General features: G+C 46.5%; 14 protein-coding genes and 1 riboswitch. Of the genes, 3 read left to right on the top strand and 11 right to left on the bottom strand.

Annotated elements, in window-relative coordinates; translation table 11 throughout:
* Positions 1–142: 142 nt before the first annotated feature.
* Positions 143–1927, top strand: coding sequence for a B12-binding domain-containing radical SAM protein (locus tag AC0TWI_RS05890; protein ID WP_488125400.1), 1785 nt, complete (start codon positions 143–145; stop codon positions 1925–1927).
* A 55-nt stretch (positions 1928–1982) separates the two neighbouring features.
* Here the strand turns inward: AC0TWI_RS05890 and AC0TWI_RS05885 are convergent, their stop codons facing one another.
* Together AC0TWI_RS05885 and AC0TWI_RS05880 are read right to left on the bottom strand one after the other, a co-directional pair.
* Positions 1983–2969: a diaminopimelate dehydrogenase gene (locus AC0TWI_RS05885; RefSeq protein ID WP_488125399.1), complete on the bottom strand. Its 987-nt coding sequence runs from the start codon at positions 2967–2969 to the stop codon at positions 1983–1985.
* Between the two features lie 24 nt (positions 2970–2993).
* Positions 2994–4349 (bottom strand): TrkH family potassium uptake protein, encoded by a 1356-nt coding sequence (locus tag AC0TWI_RS05880; RefSeq protein WP_488125398.1) that lies wholly within the window; start codon positions 4347–4349, stop codon positions 2994–2996.
* 172 nt (positions 4350–4521) lie between these two features.
* Here AC0TWI_RS05880 and AC0TWI_RS05875 point away from each other — a divergent pair, with 172 nt between their 5' ends.
* A complete protein-coding gene (locus tag AC0TWI_RS05875; RefSeq protein ID WP_488125397.1) occupies positions 4522–4716 on the top strand; it encodes an alpha/beta-type small acid-soluble spore protein in 195 nt (64 codons plus the stop codon).
* A gap of 41 nt (positions 4717–4757) precedes the next feature.
* Here the strand turns inward: AC0TWI_RS05875 and AC0TWI_RS05870 are convergent, their stop codons facing one another.
* The 6 genes from AC0TWI_RS05870 to AC0TWI_RS05845 all read right to left on the bottom strand — a co-directional run bounded on the left by AC0TWI_RS05870 (position 4758) and on the right by AC0TWI_RS05845 (position 13909).
* The gene (locus tag AC0TWI_RS05870; protein ID WP_488125396.1) at positions 4758–5876 is read right to left on the bottom strand and encodes an anti-sigma factor domain-containing protein; all 1119 of its coding nucleotides are present in this window, start codon (positions 5874–5876) and stop codon (positions 4758–4760) included.
* A complete protein-coding gene (sigI, locus tag AC0TWI_RS05865; protein WP_488125395.1) occupies positions 5870–6616 on the bottom strand; it encodes an RNA polymerase sigma factor SigI in 747 nt (248 codons plus the stop codon). Before sigI ends, AC0TWI_RS05870 begins: the two co-directional genes overlap by 7 nt.
* A 193-nt stretch (positions 6617–6809) precedes the next feature.
* Entirely contained in the window at positions 6810–7571 is a 762-nt protein-coding gene (locus tag AC0TWI_RS05860; RefSeq protein ID WP_488125394.1) for a TerC family protein, read from the bottom strand.
* Between the two features lie 41 nt (positions 7572–7612).
* Positions 7613–7779, bottom strand: a riboswitch (yybP-ykoY riboswitch).
* A 74-nt stretch (positions 7780–7853) separates the two neighbouring features.
* A complete protein-coding gene (locus AC0TWI_RS05855) occupies positions 7854–10922 on the bottom strand; it encodes an efflux RND transporter permease subunit (RefSeq protein ID WP_488125393.1) in 3069 nt (1022 codons plus the stop codon).
* Positions 10923–11092: 170 nt separating this feature from the next.
* The gene (locus tag AC0TWI_RS05850) at positions 11093–12673 is read right to left on the bottom strand and encodes a peptide chain release factor 3 (protein WP_488125392.1); all 1581 of its coding nucleotides are present in this window, start codon (positions 12671–12673) and stop codon (positions 11093–11095) included.
* 183 nt (positions 12674–12856) lie between these two features.
* Positions 12857–13909 carry a M42 family metallopeptidase gene (locus tag AC0TWI_RS05845; RefSeq protein ID WP_488125391.1) on the bottom strand — a complete coding sequence of 351 codons (1053 nt, stop codon included), beginning with the start codon at positions 13907–13909 and terminating at the stop codon, positions 12857–12859.
* An 86-nt stretch (positions 13910–13995) separates the two neighbouring features.
* Between AC0TWI_RS05845 and AC0TWI_RS05840 the strand changes: the two genes are divergently transcribed.
* Positions 13996–14445, top strand: coding sequence for an OsmC family protein (locus AC0TWI_RS05840; RefSeq protein WP_488125390.1), 450 nt, complete (start codon positions 13996–13998; stop codon positions 14443–14445).
* A gap of 40 nt (positions 14446–14485) precedes the next feature.
* Here the strand turns inward: AC0TWI_RS05840 and AC0TWI_RS05835 are convergent, their stop codons facing one another.
* The 3 genes from AC0TWI_RS05835 to AC0TWI_RS05825 form a co-directional block, all read right to left on the bottom strand.
* A complete protein-coding gene (locus AC0TWI_RS05835) occupies positions 14486–15208 on the bottom strand; it encodes an amino acid ABC transporter ATP-binding protein (protein ID WP_488125389.1) in 723 nt (240 codons plus the stop codon).
* Positions 15205–15861: an amino acid ABC transporter permease gene (locus tag AC0TWI_RS05830; protein WP_488125388.1), complete on the bottom strand. Its 657-nt coding sequence runs from the start codon at positions 15859–15861 to the stop codon at positions 15205–15207. Before AC0TWI_RS05830 ends, AC0TWI_RS05835 begins: the two co-directional genes overlap by 4 nt.
* Positions 15862–15991: 130 nt before the next feature.
* Complete coding sequence (locus tag AC0TWI_RS05825; RefSeq protein ID WP_488125387.1) at positions 15992–16843, bottom strand: basic amino acid ABC transporter substrate-binding protein; 852 nt, start codon at positions 16841–16843, stop codon at positions 15992–15994.
* Positions 16844–16994 lie beyond the last annotated feature (151 nt).

The following is a 16994-nucleotide window of genomic DNA, read 5'->3' as shown; positions in this document are numbered from 1 at the left end:
TTTTGCTTTTCCCTGCTTATGTCTGCATTCCCATTCTCCATTTGTAGTTTTGCCGCCGCTCCGGTAAAATGTATAGGAAGATCCTGCCCAAAACATGAATAGATCATGCAATTTGCGGAACAGCAGAAGGAGTGCCAAAAGAATGAAAGTGATCGCAAGCACATTAAACGCCAAATACATCCATACAAATCTCGCCATCCGCTATCTGAAAGCGTATGCTGCGCCTGAGTATGAAGTAGAACTGGCTGAGTATACAATTAAGGACCCCACTTTGAACATTGTAACCGATCTGTACATGAGAAAGCCTGATGTGCTCGGTTTCAGCTGTTACATATGGAATATCGAAGAAACGATCAAAGTCATTCAAAACATGCGAAAAATCCTCCCCGATGTCAAAATTATTCTTGGAGGCCCGGAAGTATCCTATGATGTCGTCGAGTGGCTGCAACGTCTTCCGGAAATCGACTTTATCGTTATCGGCGAAGGCGAGGAAACATTCAAGCAATTGATTGCTGAGATTGAAGGCGGCCAAGACTATTCAAAAATTGCCGGCATCGGCTACATGCGTGAAGGCAAACCGATCATCAATACGATCCGCGGCAAAGTCGATTTGCGCGAGTTGCCTTCCCCCTTCCGATTTGAAGAGGATATTCCCCATTTGTCAAAGCGGGTCACCTATATTGAGACAAGCCGTGGCTGCCCGTTCAGCTGCCAATTCTGCCTTTCTTCCATCGAAGTCGGCGTCCGCTATTTCAACCGGGAGAAAATCAAGGATGATATTCGCTATTTGATGGAACACGGAGCCAAGACAATCAAGTTTGTTGACCGTACGTTCAATATAAGCAGAAGTTATGCTATGGAGATGTTTCAGTTCCTCATCGACGAGCACAAACCGGGCACTGTGTTCCAGTTTGAAATCACCGGTGACATTATGAGACCTGAAGTCATTGAGTTTCTCAACAAGCAAGCACCGCCGGGGCTTTTCCGCTTTGAAATCGGTGTGCAGTCGACAAATGATCTTACAAATGAGCTTGTAAAAAGAAGACAGAACTTTGAGAAGCTGTCGCGTACCGTCACCATGGTCAAAGAAGGCGGAAAAATTGACCAGCATCTAGACTTGATAGCAGGCTTGCCTGAGGAAAATTATGATTCCTTCCGGCAGACCTTCAATGATGTCTTTGCCCTCGGGCCAGAAGAGCTTCAGCTGGGCTTTTTAAAAATGCTTCGGGGTACCGGGCTAAGGCTGCAGGCAAAAGAGTACGGCTACACATTTATGGATCACGCACCTTACGAAATACTCGGCAACAATGTAATCGACTTTCAGGATATCGTTAAAATTAAGCAGGTGGAAGATGTGCTTGAAAAGTACTGGAATGCGCATAGGATGGACCACACAGTCCGTTATTTGACTGCAACCGCCTTTTCCTCCCCTTTTGATTTCTTTCAGCAATTCGGGACATACTGGGACGCGCAAGGCTGGTCCAGAATCGGTCATCAGCTGGAAGATCTTTTCAAGCGTCTCCGGGAGTTTTTGCACAGCCAGGAGAACCCGAACGCTGATTTGGCGGAAGGGTTGATGAAATACGACTATTTACTCAAGCAAAAATACAAACCCCGGAAAGCATGGTGGGAAAGGACGGTTAGCCGAGAAGAGCACTCTGCCATTTACAGGCGTCTCAGTGAATCCCCTGCCATTGCAGGCGAGGCTTTCGCCGGCATCGGCTTGAATGAGCGTGAGCTGTACAAACATACACTCATAGAGGATTTCCCATTCTCGATCGGCCACTATATCGACACCGGCGAAATCATCAAGAGCATTTCCCGCGCAGTCATCTATTTCAGACCAGAGGACGGAAAATCGTTCATTCATCCGATTGACCACCATTCGGAAACAGAAACGCCAATTGCTTCCGGGCTTGGCAGCTGATTTTTAGACATATCAAAAAAGGGAGAATCCGCAGATTCTCCCTTTTTGCATTCTTTTATAAAAGTTCTTTTCTAAGCTGCTCATTCGTTTTCGGAGAGAGCATGGCATACGGTACATCAAATACTGTTTTAGCCCCGGTCTGTCCGCTTTTGTTCATTTTATAGGCTGCCCTGGCATATGCAGTCAAAACGCTCGCCGTAAATTCCGGATTGCTTTCCAAGTTAAGCGAGAACTCGACGATTTGCTTCGTATCTTCTCCCGTCTTGCCGCTCCTGATGACGAATCCGCCATGCGGCATCGCGCCATGCTGTTCTTTCAATTCGGTTTCGCTGATAAAATGGACTGTCGTGTCGTAGTCAGCAAAGTAATTAGGCATGGAGACGATTTCCTGTTCAATTTTCTCTTTGTCTGCGCCTTCTTCGGCAACGACAAAACACTCCCGGCGATGCTTTTCTCTTGTCGACAGCTCAGGATTCTCACCGCTTCTTACCCGTTCAACGGCCTCTTCGACAGGAATGGTATACTGTACGCCGCCTTTCACACCTTCCACGCGGCGGATAGCATCTGAATGTCCCTGGCTAAGCCCTTTTCCCCAGAAAGTATACGTTTCTCCTTCAGGCAGGACAATCTCGCCAAGCAGCCTGTTCAATGAGAAAAGACCTGGATCCCATCCGACTGAAATGATGCTTGTCTTGCCAGACTTGGCAGCTGCCTGGTCAACCGATTCAAAGTACTCAGGAATCCGCGCATGTGTATCAAAGCTGTCGATCGTATTGAATAGCGCAGCCATATCAGGTCCTTGTTCAGGAAGGTCTGTAGCCGAGCCTCCGCATAAAATCATGACGTCTATGTCATTCACATACTTATCGGCATCACTCATTGAAACTTTTTTGACTCCCGGAGTGGAAAGCTGAAGTGCTTCGGGACTTCTTCTTGTAAAAACAGCGACGAGTTCCATATCCGGATTTTGCCGGATAGAAGCTTCAACTCCCTTGCCTAAATTTCCGTACCCGGCAATTCCAATACGTATTTTCTTATCCATATAAATCCCCTCCATGTTTTCCTATTATCCGATAATAACTCTTTCTTTCGGATAATGAAAATCTGGTGCTTTTTCATTGTCCGCAATCACAAATAAAAATGACAAAATGCCGACCCGGCCGATAAACATAAGAAAAATGAGCAAGCATTTACCAAAGCCTGTCAAGCCAGCCGTGATGCCCATTGAGGCGCCGCATGTTCCAAAGGCTGAAGATACCTCAAACACGATGGCAAGCAGGCTGGCGTTCTCCGTAGCCGACAAAATCAATATGGAGCCTCCCCATAACATAACGGCCAGCATTAAGACAACTAGTGACTTCTGTACGTCCTCTGGGTGAATTTCCCGTTTAAAAATTTTGATGGACTTATAGCCCCTGGCGTAATGAAACAAAAATAAAATGACCAGCGCAAAGGTGGTAGTCCTGATTCCTCCCCCAACTGAGCTTGGAGAGGCCCCTATGAACATTAAGACGGACATGAATAAAACGGTAGTCGTTGTCAAATCGTTAATATCCAACGTCAGCAGGCCGGCACTCCTCATTGTCGTTGACTGAAACAACGCATAGAAGAAGGATTCATGCCATGATTTATCGGCAAAGAAATTACCCTGTTCCAGAAAAAGGATAACAATCATGCCGACAAACAGCAGAAAGAAATACATTGCTGTCGTAATTTTTGCAAAAAGCGTAAAGCGGAAACGCTTGTTTGTATGCTTATGTAAAAGGAACTTTTTCACTTCAATCCAGACAGGAAAACCGATTGCTCCTAAAATAATCAATATCATCGTTACAAACTGGACAAAATAATCATGTGCAAACGGTACAAGTGATTGTCCGGTAATGTCAAAGCCGGCATTCGTCGTGGCACTGACCGAAGCGAATACTCCCTGCAAAAATGCCTGCTGCCAGGTTGGGAAGTAATTCAGATAATAAGTCCCTAGTATTAAAGCACCGATTGCTTCGATTAATAAAATGAGAAATACAATTTGACGGAGCAGCTGAACGAGTCCGGATAGATAAATCTGATTTTGGTCTGTTTGAATCAGCTGCCTTTGCTTCAAACCGATTTTTTTGCCGATGGCCAGCCAAAAAAAGGTGCTGATTGTCATGATGCCGATCCCGCCGATTTGCAAAACGACGAGGAGGAGTATAAATCCAGGCACTGTGAAAGTTTCTGCAATGCTGACAGTGCTTAGCCCTGTAACGCTGACAGCACTTGCGGCGGTGAAGACAGCATCCATCACCGACCATTTTGCTCCCGGCTGGCGTGCGAATGGGAGGCTGAGAAGCAAAGCAGCGATGCCAACCGTCAGTACGTAGTAGGCAACAAGCACACGGAATGGCGACAATTTTGTTAGCTTAAATTTCCTGATATAATTCATTTCCTTAGTTTTCCCCACTCTCGCTCGATCATTACTCTATATTAATTAAATTGAACGCAGAAGAAAAGCGTAAACGTATTATATCATGGATTTTCCAGTCATGTTTTTCTTGCCGGCAACCATACTAAAGGTAAACAGGCACGTAACTACAATATCAAGGGAGGAAAACACAATGGGTAGACAAAGCAACAAGCTTCTTGTTCCTGGAATCGAGCAATACCTGGACGCAATCAAATTTGAAATAGCTGAAGAATTTGGAGTGACACTTGGCTCGGACACAGTTTCTAGATCGAACGGATCGGTCGGTGGAGAAATCACGAAGAGACTGGTTAAACAAGCACAGAGCCAGCTAGGAAATCAATCATAACACTATAAAGCAGGCTGTCCTCGGGGACAGCCTGCTCTTTATCAATCATCATCGTCTTCGTCGTCATCATGATTTTTATTTTGTTTCTTTTGCTGTTTTTCCTGTTCTTTCTTCCACTTCTCTTCTTGCTTCCGTCTTTCTTTTTCTGCTTTTTCGTATTGCTTTTCTTGTTCTTCTTTCTGTTTGCGAAGATACTTTTCATACTCTTCTTGTTTCTTTTGCTGCTCTTTTTGCTGCTTTCTGATCTGCTTTTCTTGTTCTTCTTTCGCTTTCCGTTCAGCCTTTTCCCTTTCTTTCTGAGCTTTTTGCGCATCTTTCGCCAGCTCTTCCTGACGCTCTTCCATCTGCTTATCCGCTTCATTGCTACCGTTGGATTTTGGCTGGTGCTGCTGCTCGGCATTGGCTGCCGGCGGGTCTGCTTTCTCCGCGTCTGGTTTATTTTCATTTTGCACCGGCTTCTTCTCAACATCAGGCTGTTTGATTGCCTCGTCTTTCTGCGGTGTCTGATCTTTCGGCTGCGGCTGCTTATCCAACATATATTTTCCTGCTGTTACGCCAAAATCTGCTGCCGTCTCTCTTTCACTTTCCGTTGCTTCAATAACGGTTACGTCAAACCCTTCATGACGGCTTTCAAACTGGCGGGCAAATTGCTGAAGCATCTTCCCGGCCTCGTCATCAGCGGGAACAGTTCCTACTACAACACGGCTGTCCGGCTTCATATAGCCAAGCCGCTCCAGTGCCTGCATCCACTCCTGCGCAACCTCATCCAACGGGCGTTTCTCCACCTTTTCGATCTTTTGAAGGACTCTCTCTGCATCCTCATTAAATGGTTCAGCATTAATAATTCTGCCTTTTTTATCAACCGAAAATTCAATGCTCGGGTTTACGTCGAACGAGACATAAGCAAATGCCACGGCGGGGCCTAATAATGGGAATGCGATGACTGCGCAGATGAACAAGACAGCTGCCATCGCAAAGCCTGCAGCCCACTTTGGCTGGAATAGGATTCGCTTTCTTTCTTTTTCCAGCGGATAAAAAGAGACTTCACTGCCGATTTTATAATCACCCTCGTCCTTGCGTCCCTTTAAGAATTCGCCATCCTTTGTCAACACAACAATATGGGATCTCGTCACATCAAGAATGACTCCATTTTTTAACATTCATCGTCCCGCCCTTTAATATACTCTTTCAAAAAGATATAATCCCCAGCTAAAATCACGCAAATGGCGATAATATACTTGCGGTTTCTCTCTATCGTCTTCCTGCTGACACTTACCTGCTTTTCCAGTTCCTTAACAGGCAGTTTCCGCTTCGCCCGCAAATGGGCCAGTAACGTCTCCTCTGCAGCGACAATACCGGCTATCTTCATCGCATTCACTCTTGCATCCTCATGCTTTGGAGAATGCTTGACCAAATCAGAGAAACTCAGTCCGTACTGCTCCAGTTCCTTCCCCAAAAGCATGATCTCTTCCCTTCTTGCATCTGCCTCCAGTTCTTGTTTATATTTTTCTGCTGAAAGCGAATTTTCGATCATAGAATAGGCAGAATCATCTTCCTCCCCGCCAAACCCCTGGTCCAGACTGACAGCTGTGTGCCTGGCTTGCTGGCGTATATAGTCGATCACTCTTCTCTTGATCATCAATTCGGCAAATGCAAGAAGGGAAGCCCCTTTACTTACATCATATTTGTAGATGGCATCATGGAAAGCCAGTAGCCCAACACTGAACTCATCATCGCTTTCATCGATATATCTCTTACAGACGGATGAAACTGTCCTCTTAATGAATGGATGATAGTTTTTCAGAGTGGTTTCCAACAGCAGTTCATCACCAGCTTGGATGGCCAAGACGACCTTCTCCAAATCCATCTTTTTCTTTATGGCAAAAAGCAGACTTAACAAATAACTCCACCTCATTTCATGCCAATCATTATAGCATGAAAGAGAATGATTGCCTTGCATAATATTTGTCGCCTGCTCTTCCCTTCTTGCTATACATTTCGCCGGATTTCCAGGATTTATGGGGGTTAAAAACGGCGCAAGCCAAAAGGGACACCCGAAAAATTTCGGGTGTCCCTTTTTATCTCTCACACTCTTAGTCTTCCTGCGCCACAGGGTTCTTCCTGGATACAAAATAGCCGCCCGCTGCGATAGCGACAAGGACGACCCAGAATATCATTTTCCAGGTACCTGATTCTGGGAAGTGTTCGCTTAAAATCCCTACCTTTGGATGAGCCATCGTAAAGACAGCAAGCTTAACACCGACCCAGCCAACGATCAGAAACGCAGCTGTCTCAAGGCCAGGATATTTCTTCAGCAGCTTCACGAACGATGTAGCTGCAAAACGCATGATGACAACACCGATCAAACCGCCAAGAAGCATGACGAGGAATTGTCCTCCGTCAATTCCGCCTGCCTGGAACCATCCCGTCGGTTTGAGCGTTACCGCCAACGCAACAGCCGCAAGCATCGAATCGATCGCGAATGCAATATCGGCAATTTCTACTTTCAACACGGTCATCCAAAATGAAGAGCCCTTTTTTTCGACGTCGGTTTTCTTCTCTTCCTTTCCCTTCCGCTTTTTCACCAAGTGATTGACGGACAGAACCAAAAGATACAAAGCGCCAATCGCCTGGATCTGCCAGACTTTTACAAGGAATGTAATCAGGAATAAGGCGATAAAGCGGAATACGAACGCTCCGAGAAGGCCATAGAACAAGGCCTTTTTCTGTTTTTCCTCCGGCAGGTGCTTAACCATGACAGCCATGACAACGGCATTATCAGCGGCTAGTATTCCTTCCAGTCCGATGAGCACGAGTAATACCCACCCATACTCTAAAATCATTGATGCATCCATCGAATCCCTCCAAAAGTTGAATGTAAACACCCCATTTGGCAAAGGTTCTCGGCCGCAAAAATAAAAAGACCTCTGCCTCATGGGCAAAGGTCTTGCTGGACATGTATGTAATGCCAACAAAGCCGGTGAATTTCTTCACGAATTGACGACTTTGTTTTAGATGGGCCTTGCTGGGCCACACCTAACGCTACTCCCCTTTGACTTTAAGTCAAGTATATGTGTTTGACTCTATTATAGAGGGTGCGGCCTTGAATCGCAATAGTTATTTCGCAAAAAAGATAACTAGCGATTCTTTTTCATTTTTCTCGTTTCTGGATCAAATAGACTGTACACGACCGGGATAACGAACAGCGTCAACAAAGTACTGCTTGTAAGCCCGCCGATGACCGCCACTCCCATCGGCTGATTCATCTCCGTTCCCTCACCCAGTCCGAGAGCGAGCGGAACGAGCCCCAGTATCGTTGTAAGTGCCGTCATTAAAATCGGCCGGCACCGGTCCTTTACCGATTCAACGAGCGCTTCATAGCTTGATAAGCCAGACTGCTTCCGCTGGTTGATGTAGTCTACGATCACAATCGCATTGTTGACGACGATGCCGGCAAGGATGATAATGCCGATCAAAGCCGGAATGCTGATCGGCAGCCTTGCCATCAATAGGGCGGCCGCCACGCCAATGACCATCAGCGGAACAGTGAACATGATGACAAATGGATATTTGAACGATTCAAATTGTGCCGCCATAACAATGTAAATAAGCACGATCGCCAATACGAAAGCCATGATCATGTCATCCATCGCATCTTCAAGCATCTCTGTCTCTCCGCTGAAGACAAGTTCCGTTTGTGATGGCAAGTCGATTGAATCGAAACTGTTTCTGACCTTATCGGTCATATCGCTGACATTGGTCTCTGTTCCATATTTCAGCGTAAATTCTACGGCGGACTGCTGATTCATCCTTTGGAGTGTAACCGGTCCGCTCCCACGACTGATTTTTGCCACATCTCCCAGCTTTGCATAGGAGCCGTCGGGCTTCCTGATCAGCAGCGTTTGAAGGTTGTCGAGGTTCCGGGTGATCTTTTCATCATATTCTACGTAGACAGTATAGACATCTTCATTTTCATCCAGAAGCTGCGCTGCAGCCACTCCGCGGGTCACATCATTGACAATCGAAGCAATCTGAGCCGGAGCCAAACCGGCCTCGAACGCTTTATCTCTGTCAATCTCGATTTGCATTTCCTCAACCCGATCCTCCGTACTCGTCGATAATTCCGTTACACCATCAACGTTCTTCAATTCCTTCAGAAGCCGGCCGGCGGCTTTATCAAGTCTTTCCCTATTCGTATCCTGGAGATTAAAAGTTAGTGTCTGTGGGGCCAGTCCTGAAGCAGCCTGGACATTGAAGGACAATTCCGCCGATGGGTCAGCCTTCTCCACCGTATCGTTCAGTACGGTCTTCATCCGGTCTACGAATTCAAACAGCGTTTCTTTTCGATCTCCGAGCGGTTTCAATTTAACATAAAGTTCGGCCGTACTCGACTTTCCTCCTCCTTGGAATTGCGCCTCCTGTGTAGAGCCGATCAAGCTTACGTACGCATCGATATCTTTTTCCTTTTTCAGCTTACTTTCAAGTGCAGTGACAACTTTCTCCGTTTCAGTTAAAGCTGCTCCATTTTCAAGATCCACATTTACCGAGAAGAAGCCCTCATCTGTCGGAGGCAGAAATTGCCGGCCTGTATTCATCAAGCTGTATAGCCCGCCTGCAAAAAGAAGAACGGAGAGCAGCAGGATGAACCAGCGATGGTGAAGCGACCAGCGGATGGAGCGCTCAAGCATGTTCATCGACTTAGAGCGCCGGCGTTTTGCCTCATAGTCTCCGTGCATCGGCTTCAGGAGACGGCTTGCCAGCATCGGCACAACCGTCAGCGCAACGAGCAAGGATGCTGCCAGGCTGAAAGAAATCGTAAATGCGAATTCCTTGAACAATTCTCCGAGAAGGCCGCTGATAAATACAACGGGCAAAAATACGGCAACCGTCGTAAGCGTCGAAGCGGTAATGGCACCGGCCACTTCTTTCGCACCTTCTGCCGCCGCCTCTTTGGGCGTCTTGCCCATCGACAGATGACGGTAAATATTCTCGATAACAACAATCGAGTTGTCGACGAGCATTCCGATACCGAGCGCAAGTGCGCCTAGTGTCATGATATTTAAAGCGAAATCGGCGAAATACATAAGCACAAACGTGACAATGACTGAATAAGGAATTGCCACCCCAATAATGAGCGGGCTCCTGATATTGCGCAAAAAGATGAACAGGACTGCCATAGCCAAAACACCGCCAAGAATGAGTGAACTGGCGATATTGGAAATGGCCATTCTGATAAAATCGCCTTGGTCAAACAACATATCGGATTCGATGCCTTTATATTGGCTTTTCTTCAAAAGACTGTTCAACTCTTTCTCAAAGTCCCTTGAGACGTTCGCTGTATTGGCATCCGATTCCTGCAGGACGCTCACCAGTACAGACGGCTGTTCATTCGTACGCGTAATGCTGCTTTCTTCTTGTTTCTGTCTCTTGACGTCCGCTACATCTTTTATGCGGATCTTCTCTCCTGTTACCGGATTGGCGGTGACGACAAGCTCTCCAATGTCCTCTGCAGAGTGGAGGGTACTCATAATTCTCGTCGTCAGCTCTTTCCCTTCTGTCAGCACCGTTTCCCCTGGCATCGAAACGTTGCTCGCTTGAATGACGCCAGAAATATCAGACTGGGACAGGCGGTATTTCTGCATTTTGTCCTGGTCAATCCGCACGCGGATCTCCTCGGCAAGTGTTCCGGTCACATTGACGCTCGCCACTCCGGGCACTTTCGTCAACTCTGTTTTCATTTCCTCCGCAAGCTCCCGCAGCGTATTATCCTCACCAGCTGCCTTCAAGGACAGCTGGATGACGGGGAACTGTGTAGGATCGAACTTAAGAAATCTCGGTTTGCCGGCACCTTCTGCGATCGGTGTCTGATCAATTCTTTGAAGCACATCCGGCTGTATATCATCAATCCTCGTCGTCCACGTAAATTCAAGGAGGATGAAGTTCGACCCCTCTTGGGATACCGACTGGATGTTTTTGATTCCAGGGAGGGTCGATAAGTTCGCCTCAAGCGGCTTTGTCACCTTTTCAGCGATCTCCTCAGGGCTTGCCCCCTGATAATTGGTGACGACGACTGCGATCGGCGGATTAATATCCGGAATCAGCTTTAGCGGGATTTTCAACAGCGATACAATCCCCAAAATGATGACCAAGAACATGGTCACAATCGTAAAAACCGGTCTCCGGATCGAAAATTTGCTCACATTCATCTTTTCAACTGCCTCCCTGACTTCATTGACGTTTATGTATGAATATTCATTATAGCAGAGGCCTAGCAGAATTATACAGTGAGACTCCTGCTGTCTTGGACTTTCAGCATAAAGAAAAACTGCACCTTAGGAGCCGATCCGGCCATCTAAGGTGCAGCTGATTCAAATACTTATTCGTCCATCGGGTTCGTCAAAATGACATCAGGATTTTTATCCTGGAACCAGCGGAGTGCAAAATCATTTTCGAACAAGAAAACAGGCTTGTCGTAGCGGTCTTTGACGAGCAAACTGCGCTGGCTGGACAATGACTCATCAATCTTCTCATTCTCCACCCAACGGGCGATTTTCGACCCGATCGGTTCCATTCTCACTTCAGAGTTATACTCATTCTTCATCCTGTGTTCAAAGACTTCAAATTGAAGCTGTCCGACCGCGCCGAGGATGTATTCTTCCATTCTAAATGTTTTATAAAGCTGGATCGCACCTTCCTGCACGAGCTGTTCAACGCCTTTATGGAAGCTTTTCTGCTTCATGACGTTTTTTGCATACACCCTTACAAAAAGCTCAGGGGTGAACTGCGGTAATTTTTCATATTGGAGCTTCTTATTGCCTTCCGTCAGCGTATCGCCGATCTGGTACGTACCGGTATCGTAAATGCCGATTATATCACCGCTAACCGCATGATTGACCGTACTGCGATCATCAGCAAGAAACTGTGTCGACTGCGAAATTTTGAAATGTTTACCGGTTCTAGCCAATGTCACGCCCATGCCCCTGTCAAATTTGCCGGAGCAGATGCGCAAGAAGGCAATCCGGTCACGGTGAGCAGGGTTCATATTTGCCTGGATCTTGAAAATAAAGCCTGAGAACGATTCATCCGCAGGATCAACTTCCCCTTCATTGGACAATCGCGGCTGCGGAGCCGGTGCAAATTGCAAATACGTCTCCAAGAATGTCTGCACACCAAAATTGGTCAGGGCACTGCCGAAAAATACAGGTGTCAGCGTGCCATTATTGATCTTCTCTCTTGAGAAATCATTGCCCGCTTCTTCAAGAAGCTGAATCTCTTCCAATGCTTGTGTATAGAAGCTCGTTTCTTTCATTGGGTGCTCGCCTTCGATTCCACCCTCGGCATCAAGCTGAAGATAGCGGCTCTCTTCATCCGAACGGAATTGCTCGACCCGCTTATTGTAGCGATCATAAATGCCGTAGAACTCCTTACCCATACCAATCGGCCAATTCATCGGATAAGACTCGATGCCCAATACTTCCTCAAGTTCGGCCAGCAATTCAAGCGGCGGCCTTCCTTGCCGGTCAAGCTTGTTGATGAATGTAAAAATCGGAATGCCTCTCATCCGGCAGACCTTGAACAGTTTCATTGTCTGTTCCTCAATCCCTTTTGCCGAATCGATTACCATGACCGCACTGTCGACGGCCATCAGTGTCCGGTACGTGTCCTCACTGAAATCCTGGTGACCAGGTGTGTCCAGGATGTTTACACGGAATCCGTCATAATCAAATTGCATGACAGAAGATGTGACCGAAATTCCTCTTTGCTTTTCGATCTCCATCCAGTCGGAAGTTGCATATTTCCCTGTCTTCTTTCCCTTGACCGTACCGGCATCGCGAATCGCACCGCCGAACAGGAGCAGTTTCTCCGTTATCGTCGTTTTCCCCGCATCCGGGTGGGAGATAATTGCAAACGTTCTTCGAGCTTCAACTTCTTCTTTTAATGTATTTGTTTGTACCATTTCTGTATTCCCTTCATTGCAAATTGGTTTGCACGAAACTTCCATGCTGTCCGGCTTTCTTGAATAGCCGAATTCTGCGAAAAAAAGCACTTCACTTTATCTTATTCCTACCGGCGGGAGATTTCAATCAGGAATGCAGAAAAAATCCTCACGATATATAGTGAGGATTGCTTTGTTTTGAACTTATACAGTTTGGATTGGTGATGCAACATAAGCCAGTAATAGCTTTTCCGTATTGATTAATGAAGACTCATGGGTTCTTTCCAAAGCGTGGGAAGACTCAATCCCCGGCCCGATCAGTCCATGAACGATATCATAGCCGGAACGGATGGCTGCCGAAGCGTCCGAGCCATAGTACGGGTAGATATCCACTTTATAGCCAATCTCATTTTCCCTCGCCAAGTTGACAAGATGTTTTCTGAGTCCGTAATGGTAAGGACCGCTGGAATCCTTCGCACAAATGGAGACGGTATACTCATCGGAGGATTGCCCTTCTCCCAAAGCACCCATATCGACAGCGATGTATTCCACTGTCTCGGGAGAAATACCCGCATTGCCGCCATAACCGATTTCTTCATTATTGGAGATGAGAAAATGAGTTGTATAAGGGAGCTCGATCTTCTCTTCCACAAGATGACGGATCAGGCGGAGCAAAATCGCCGTACTCGCCTTATCATCCAAATGGCGGGACTTGATAAAGCCGCTCTCTGTAATTTCTACTCTCGGATCAAAAGAGACGAAGTCGCCGACATTAATGCCAAGCCTTCTTGTTTCCTCTTCCGTCGTCACTTTTTCGTCAATCCGGACTTCGATATTGTTTTCATCCCTCTTCGCTTCTCCGGCATCTTTATATACATGGACCGACGTCTGCTTCATTAAAATTGTACCGGTGTATGTATCGCCCGCTGCCGTTTCGATCTTGCAGTATTCGCCTTCAACCGCGTTCCAGCGGAAGCCTCCGATCATCGTCAATTTCAGTCGGCCGTTCGGCTTGATTTCCTTCACCATCGCACCAAGCGTATCGACGTGTGCTGTCAGCATCCGGTGCTGGCTGTTGTCTTTTCCAGGCAGCGTGATGAGCAGTGCTCCTTTCCTCAGACGCTTCATCTCTACTTTTATATCCTGTAAATACTGTTCACAGAAACTAATCACTTTTTCCGTATTGCCTGACGGGCTCGGAATGCTGACTAGCTCCCTGATCAGCATCATTGTTTCTTTCACTTGCGGGTATGGCATACTATCTGCTCCTTTCAAGATTACTCTTCACTCATTATACTGATAATAGAAGCATCAGACAATTTTTGAAAATGGAGGCAGCCTATATGGAAATTCATTCTTTTCACTTAAAAGCCAATTGGAACGGCGGCAGAAATTCTACAGGAACGATAGAGACAAAAAACCTGAAAACCACTGTTTCCATACCTAAAGAAATGGACGGACCCGGCATCGGAACAAATCCTGATGAAATGCTCCTAGGGGCGGCTGCAACATGCTATATTATTACATTGGCAGCCATGCTTGAAAGAGCGAAACTTCAGGCTGATGAGCTGAATATGGAGTCTGAAGGCGTTGTGGAGGTAAAGCTTGGGGTGATTACGTATAAAAAAATCATTCATCGGCCATCCATCGTTTTGAATAAAAACAGTTCCGATCAAGACGTGGAGAAAGCACAGCAACTGGCTGAAAAAGCGGAAAAAAGCTGCATGATCACCCGTGCCCTCCAAGGGAACGTCGAAATCGGCCTGGATGCATCCATCACCAGACAATCATAAAAAATCCTCACCCTGCCGTTTTCGGCAGGGTGAGGATTAATCATAGGACTTTGCTCAAAAAAGCTTTTGTCCGCTCATTCTGTGGATTTGAGAACAACGCATCCGGTTCATTCTCTTCTACGATATAGCCATTATCCATGAAGATGACTCGATCTCCGACCTCTCTTGCAAAGCCCATTTCATGGGTGACAACAATCATTGTCATTCCATCTTTTGCCAAGCTTTTCATGACCTCTAGCACTTCCCCGACCATTTCCGGGTCAAGCGCAGATGTCGGCTCATCAAAGAGCATGACTTTCGGCTCCATTGCAAGCGCTCTGGCAATGGCGACACGCTGCTTTTGACCTCCTGAAAGAGAATCAGGATAGGCCGCGGCCTTCTCTTTCAAACCGACCTTTTCAAGAAGTGAAAGGGCTATTTTCTCCGCTTCCGCCTTTTTCATCCCCTTGACATTGATCGGGGCCATTGTAATGTTGTCCAAAATCGTTTTGTGGGGAAATAAGTTAAAATGCTGGAATACCATCCCGACATTTTTTCTCACTTCATTGATATTCGTTTTCTGGTTCGTCAAATCCTGTCCCATGACAACGACCTGTCCGCCAGATATTGTTTCAAGCAGGTTCAAGCAGCGGATGAGCGTGGACTTGCCGGATCCCGATGGCCCGATAACAACAAGCACTTCCTGGGGCTTCACATCTAGCGAAATATCCTTCAGCACTTCGTTATTCCCGAATGACTTTTTTAAATGCTTTACTGAGATCATTCCGTCTTCATCCTCCTCTCGATGTAATTCATTAAGTATGTCAGGGAAAGTGTCAAAATAAGGTAAATGATGGCGACTGTAATGTATGGCTCCCAGACACGCATATATTGTCCGTTTGCCGCTCTGCCCCAATACATCAACTCAGGGGCGGCGATAATCGCACCGAGCGATGTTTCCTTCAGCAATACGATGAATTCATTGCCAAGCGGCGGAATCATCCTTTTGACGGCCTGCGGCAAAATGACGAGCCTCATCGCCTGCTTTCTGCTCATGCCGAGCGAACGCGCAGCTTCCATCTGACCCTTGTCGATCGACTGGATACCAGCGCGGAAAATTTCCGCAATATAAGCGGACGAATTCAAAGACAGGGCAATGATAGCTGAAACGATCGGATTCGCCGGTGACATGAACAATGGCACAACGCCGAAATGAATCAGCAAGATTTGGACGAGGAATGGAGTTCCCCGGAAAAAATTGATATACCAGATGAAGGGTATTCTCACCCATCGGCGCTCTGCCATTTTGCCCAGTCCCACTGCCAAACCAAGGACAAGCCCGATACTGACCCCAGCCAGAGAAAGTCCGAGTGTCAGCAATGTCCCTTTCCAGAAAAGCGGCAAATAATCTACTATAATATCAAAGCGAATGTTCATTGTCTTCACACCCTTCCATCACCAAAAAAGCTGTCCGTGCGAGAGAGGCCGCAGTGGACAGCCGTATTTTAACGATTATTGTTTCCGGCAATGCCCCGTAATCTGGAGGAGCTGCTTGCCAATTCAGCTATTATTTTTTCTCGTATTCCTTAGCGGCTTCTTTCAAATTATCTACATTCGGCTCCTCATCGAACCACTTCTTGTAGATTTCCGCATATGTTCCGTTATCGAAAACAGTATTCAACGCCTTATCAAAGTCTGCCTTCAGTTCGCTTCCTTTCGGAAAAGCGAGTCCGTAGTATTCGGATTCGAACTGCTTGTCATCTCCTAGCGTTTTTACCCCGCTGTCAGGATTGTTCTTTTCATATTCCAGAGCGACTGCGATATCTGTTACGACTGCATCAACATTGTCACTTTGCAGCGCTTGGAACATCAAAGCGGCAGTTTCGTATTTGGAAATGTTTTTGTTGTTTGTTCCGACCACTTTTTCAGCAGCAAACTGGCCTGTTGTCCCGTTCTGGACGCCAATTTTCAAGCCCTTCAGGTCTTCCGCACTTTTGATATCCGTACCTTCCTTGAAGGCGATCATGCTCGTTGATTGAAAATAAGGGACACTGAAATCATACGTAGCAAGGCGCTCTTCATTAATCGTAATTCCAGCGGCGCCAATATCAAGCTGTTTTCCTTGGAGACCCGCAAGCATGGAATCCCAGCCCGTGTTTTCAATCTTCACTTCATAGCCCGCCTCTTCGGCAACAGCGTTCAGCAAATCAACATCAAACCCGGTAATTACTCCTTTATCCATAAATTCAAACGGTGCAAAAGTCGCTTCGGTACCTACATTCAATACTTTTTTCGCTTCTCCTTCACCATCTGAGCCGGAATTGCTCTTTTTATCATTATCCCCCTGGCCACATGCGGCTAGAATGAGGAGGCACGATACCATCAGAGCCAGCCATGGCTTTTTGAATAAATATGACATTTTTTTATTTCCCCCTATGTTTATATTAGTAAAATAATAACGTGTTTAGCGTACATTTTCAATCCATTCGGGTAAAAAAATTTATATGTTATTAAAACACATGCATGTTTATGCGGTATAATGTCGAATTTGATGGGGCGTACAGCAAGTC

The organism is Lederbergia sp. B243.17, assembly GCF_057657925.1.
The sequence above is the reverse complement of the archived record's forward strand: the minus strand, read 5'-3'. Positions and strand labels throughout refer to the sequence as shown.

Bases quoted from the DNA above. Each gene is read 5' to 3' on its own strand.
- AC0TWI_RS05890 (WP_488125400.1), top strand. From the start codon at position 143: ATGAAAGTGATCGCAAGCACATTAAACGCCAAATACATCCATACAAAT.
- AC0TWI_RS05885 (WP_488125399.1), bottom strand. From the start codon at position 2,969: ATGGATAAGAAAATACGTATTGGAATTGCCGGGTACGGAAATTTAGGC.
- AC0TWI_RS05880 (WP_488125398.1), bottom strand. From the start codon at position 4,349: ATGAATTATATCAGGAAATTTAAGCTAACAAAATTGTCGCCATTCCGT.
- AC0TWI_RS05875 (WP_488125397.1), top strand. From the start codon at position 4,522: ATGGGTAGACAAAGCAACAAGCTTCTTGTTCCTGGAATCGAGCAATAC.
- AC0TWI_RS05870 (WP_488125396.1), bottom strand. From the start codon at position 5,876: ATGTTAAAAAATGGAGTCATTCTTGATGTGACGAGATCCCATATTGTT.
- AC0TWI_RS05860 (WP_488125394.1), bottom strand. From the start codon at position 7,571: ATGGATGCATCAATGATTTTAGAGTATGGGTGGGTATTACTCGTGCTC.
- AC0TWI_RS05855 (WP_488125393.1), bottom strand. From the start codon at position 10,922: ATGAATGTGAGCAAATTTTCGATCCGGAGACCGGTTTTTACGATTGTG.
- AC0TWI_RS05850 (WP_488125392.1), bottom strand. From the start codon at position 12,673: ATGGTACAAACAAATACATTAAAAGAAGAAGTTGAAGCTCGAAGAACG.
- AC0TWI_RS05845 (WP_488125391.1), bottom strand. From the start codon at position 13,909: ATGCCATACCCGCAAGTGAAAGAAACAATGATGCTGATCAGGGAGCTA.
- AC0TWI_RS05840 (WP_488125390.1), top strand. From the start codon at position 13,996: ATGGAAATTCATTCTTTTCACTTAAAAGCCAATTGGAACGGCGGCAGA.
- AC0TWI_RS05835 (WP_488125389.1), bottom strand. From the start codon at position 15,208: ATGATCTCAGTAAAGCATTTAAAAAAGTCATTCGGGAATAACGAAGTG.
- AC0TWI_RS05830 (WP_488125388.1), bottom strand. From the start codon at position 15,861: ATGAACATTCGCTTTGATATTATAGTAGATTATTTGCCGCTTTTCTGG.
- AC0TWI_RS05825 (WP_488125387.1), bottom strand. From the start codon at position 16,843: ATGTCATATTTATTCAAAAAGCCATGGCTGGCTCTGATGGTATCGTGC.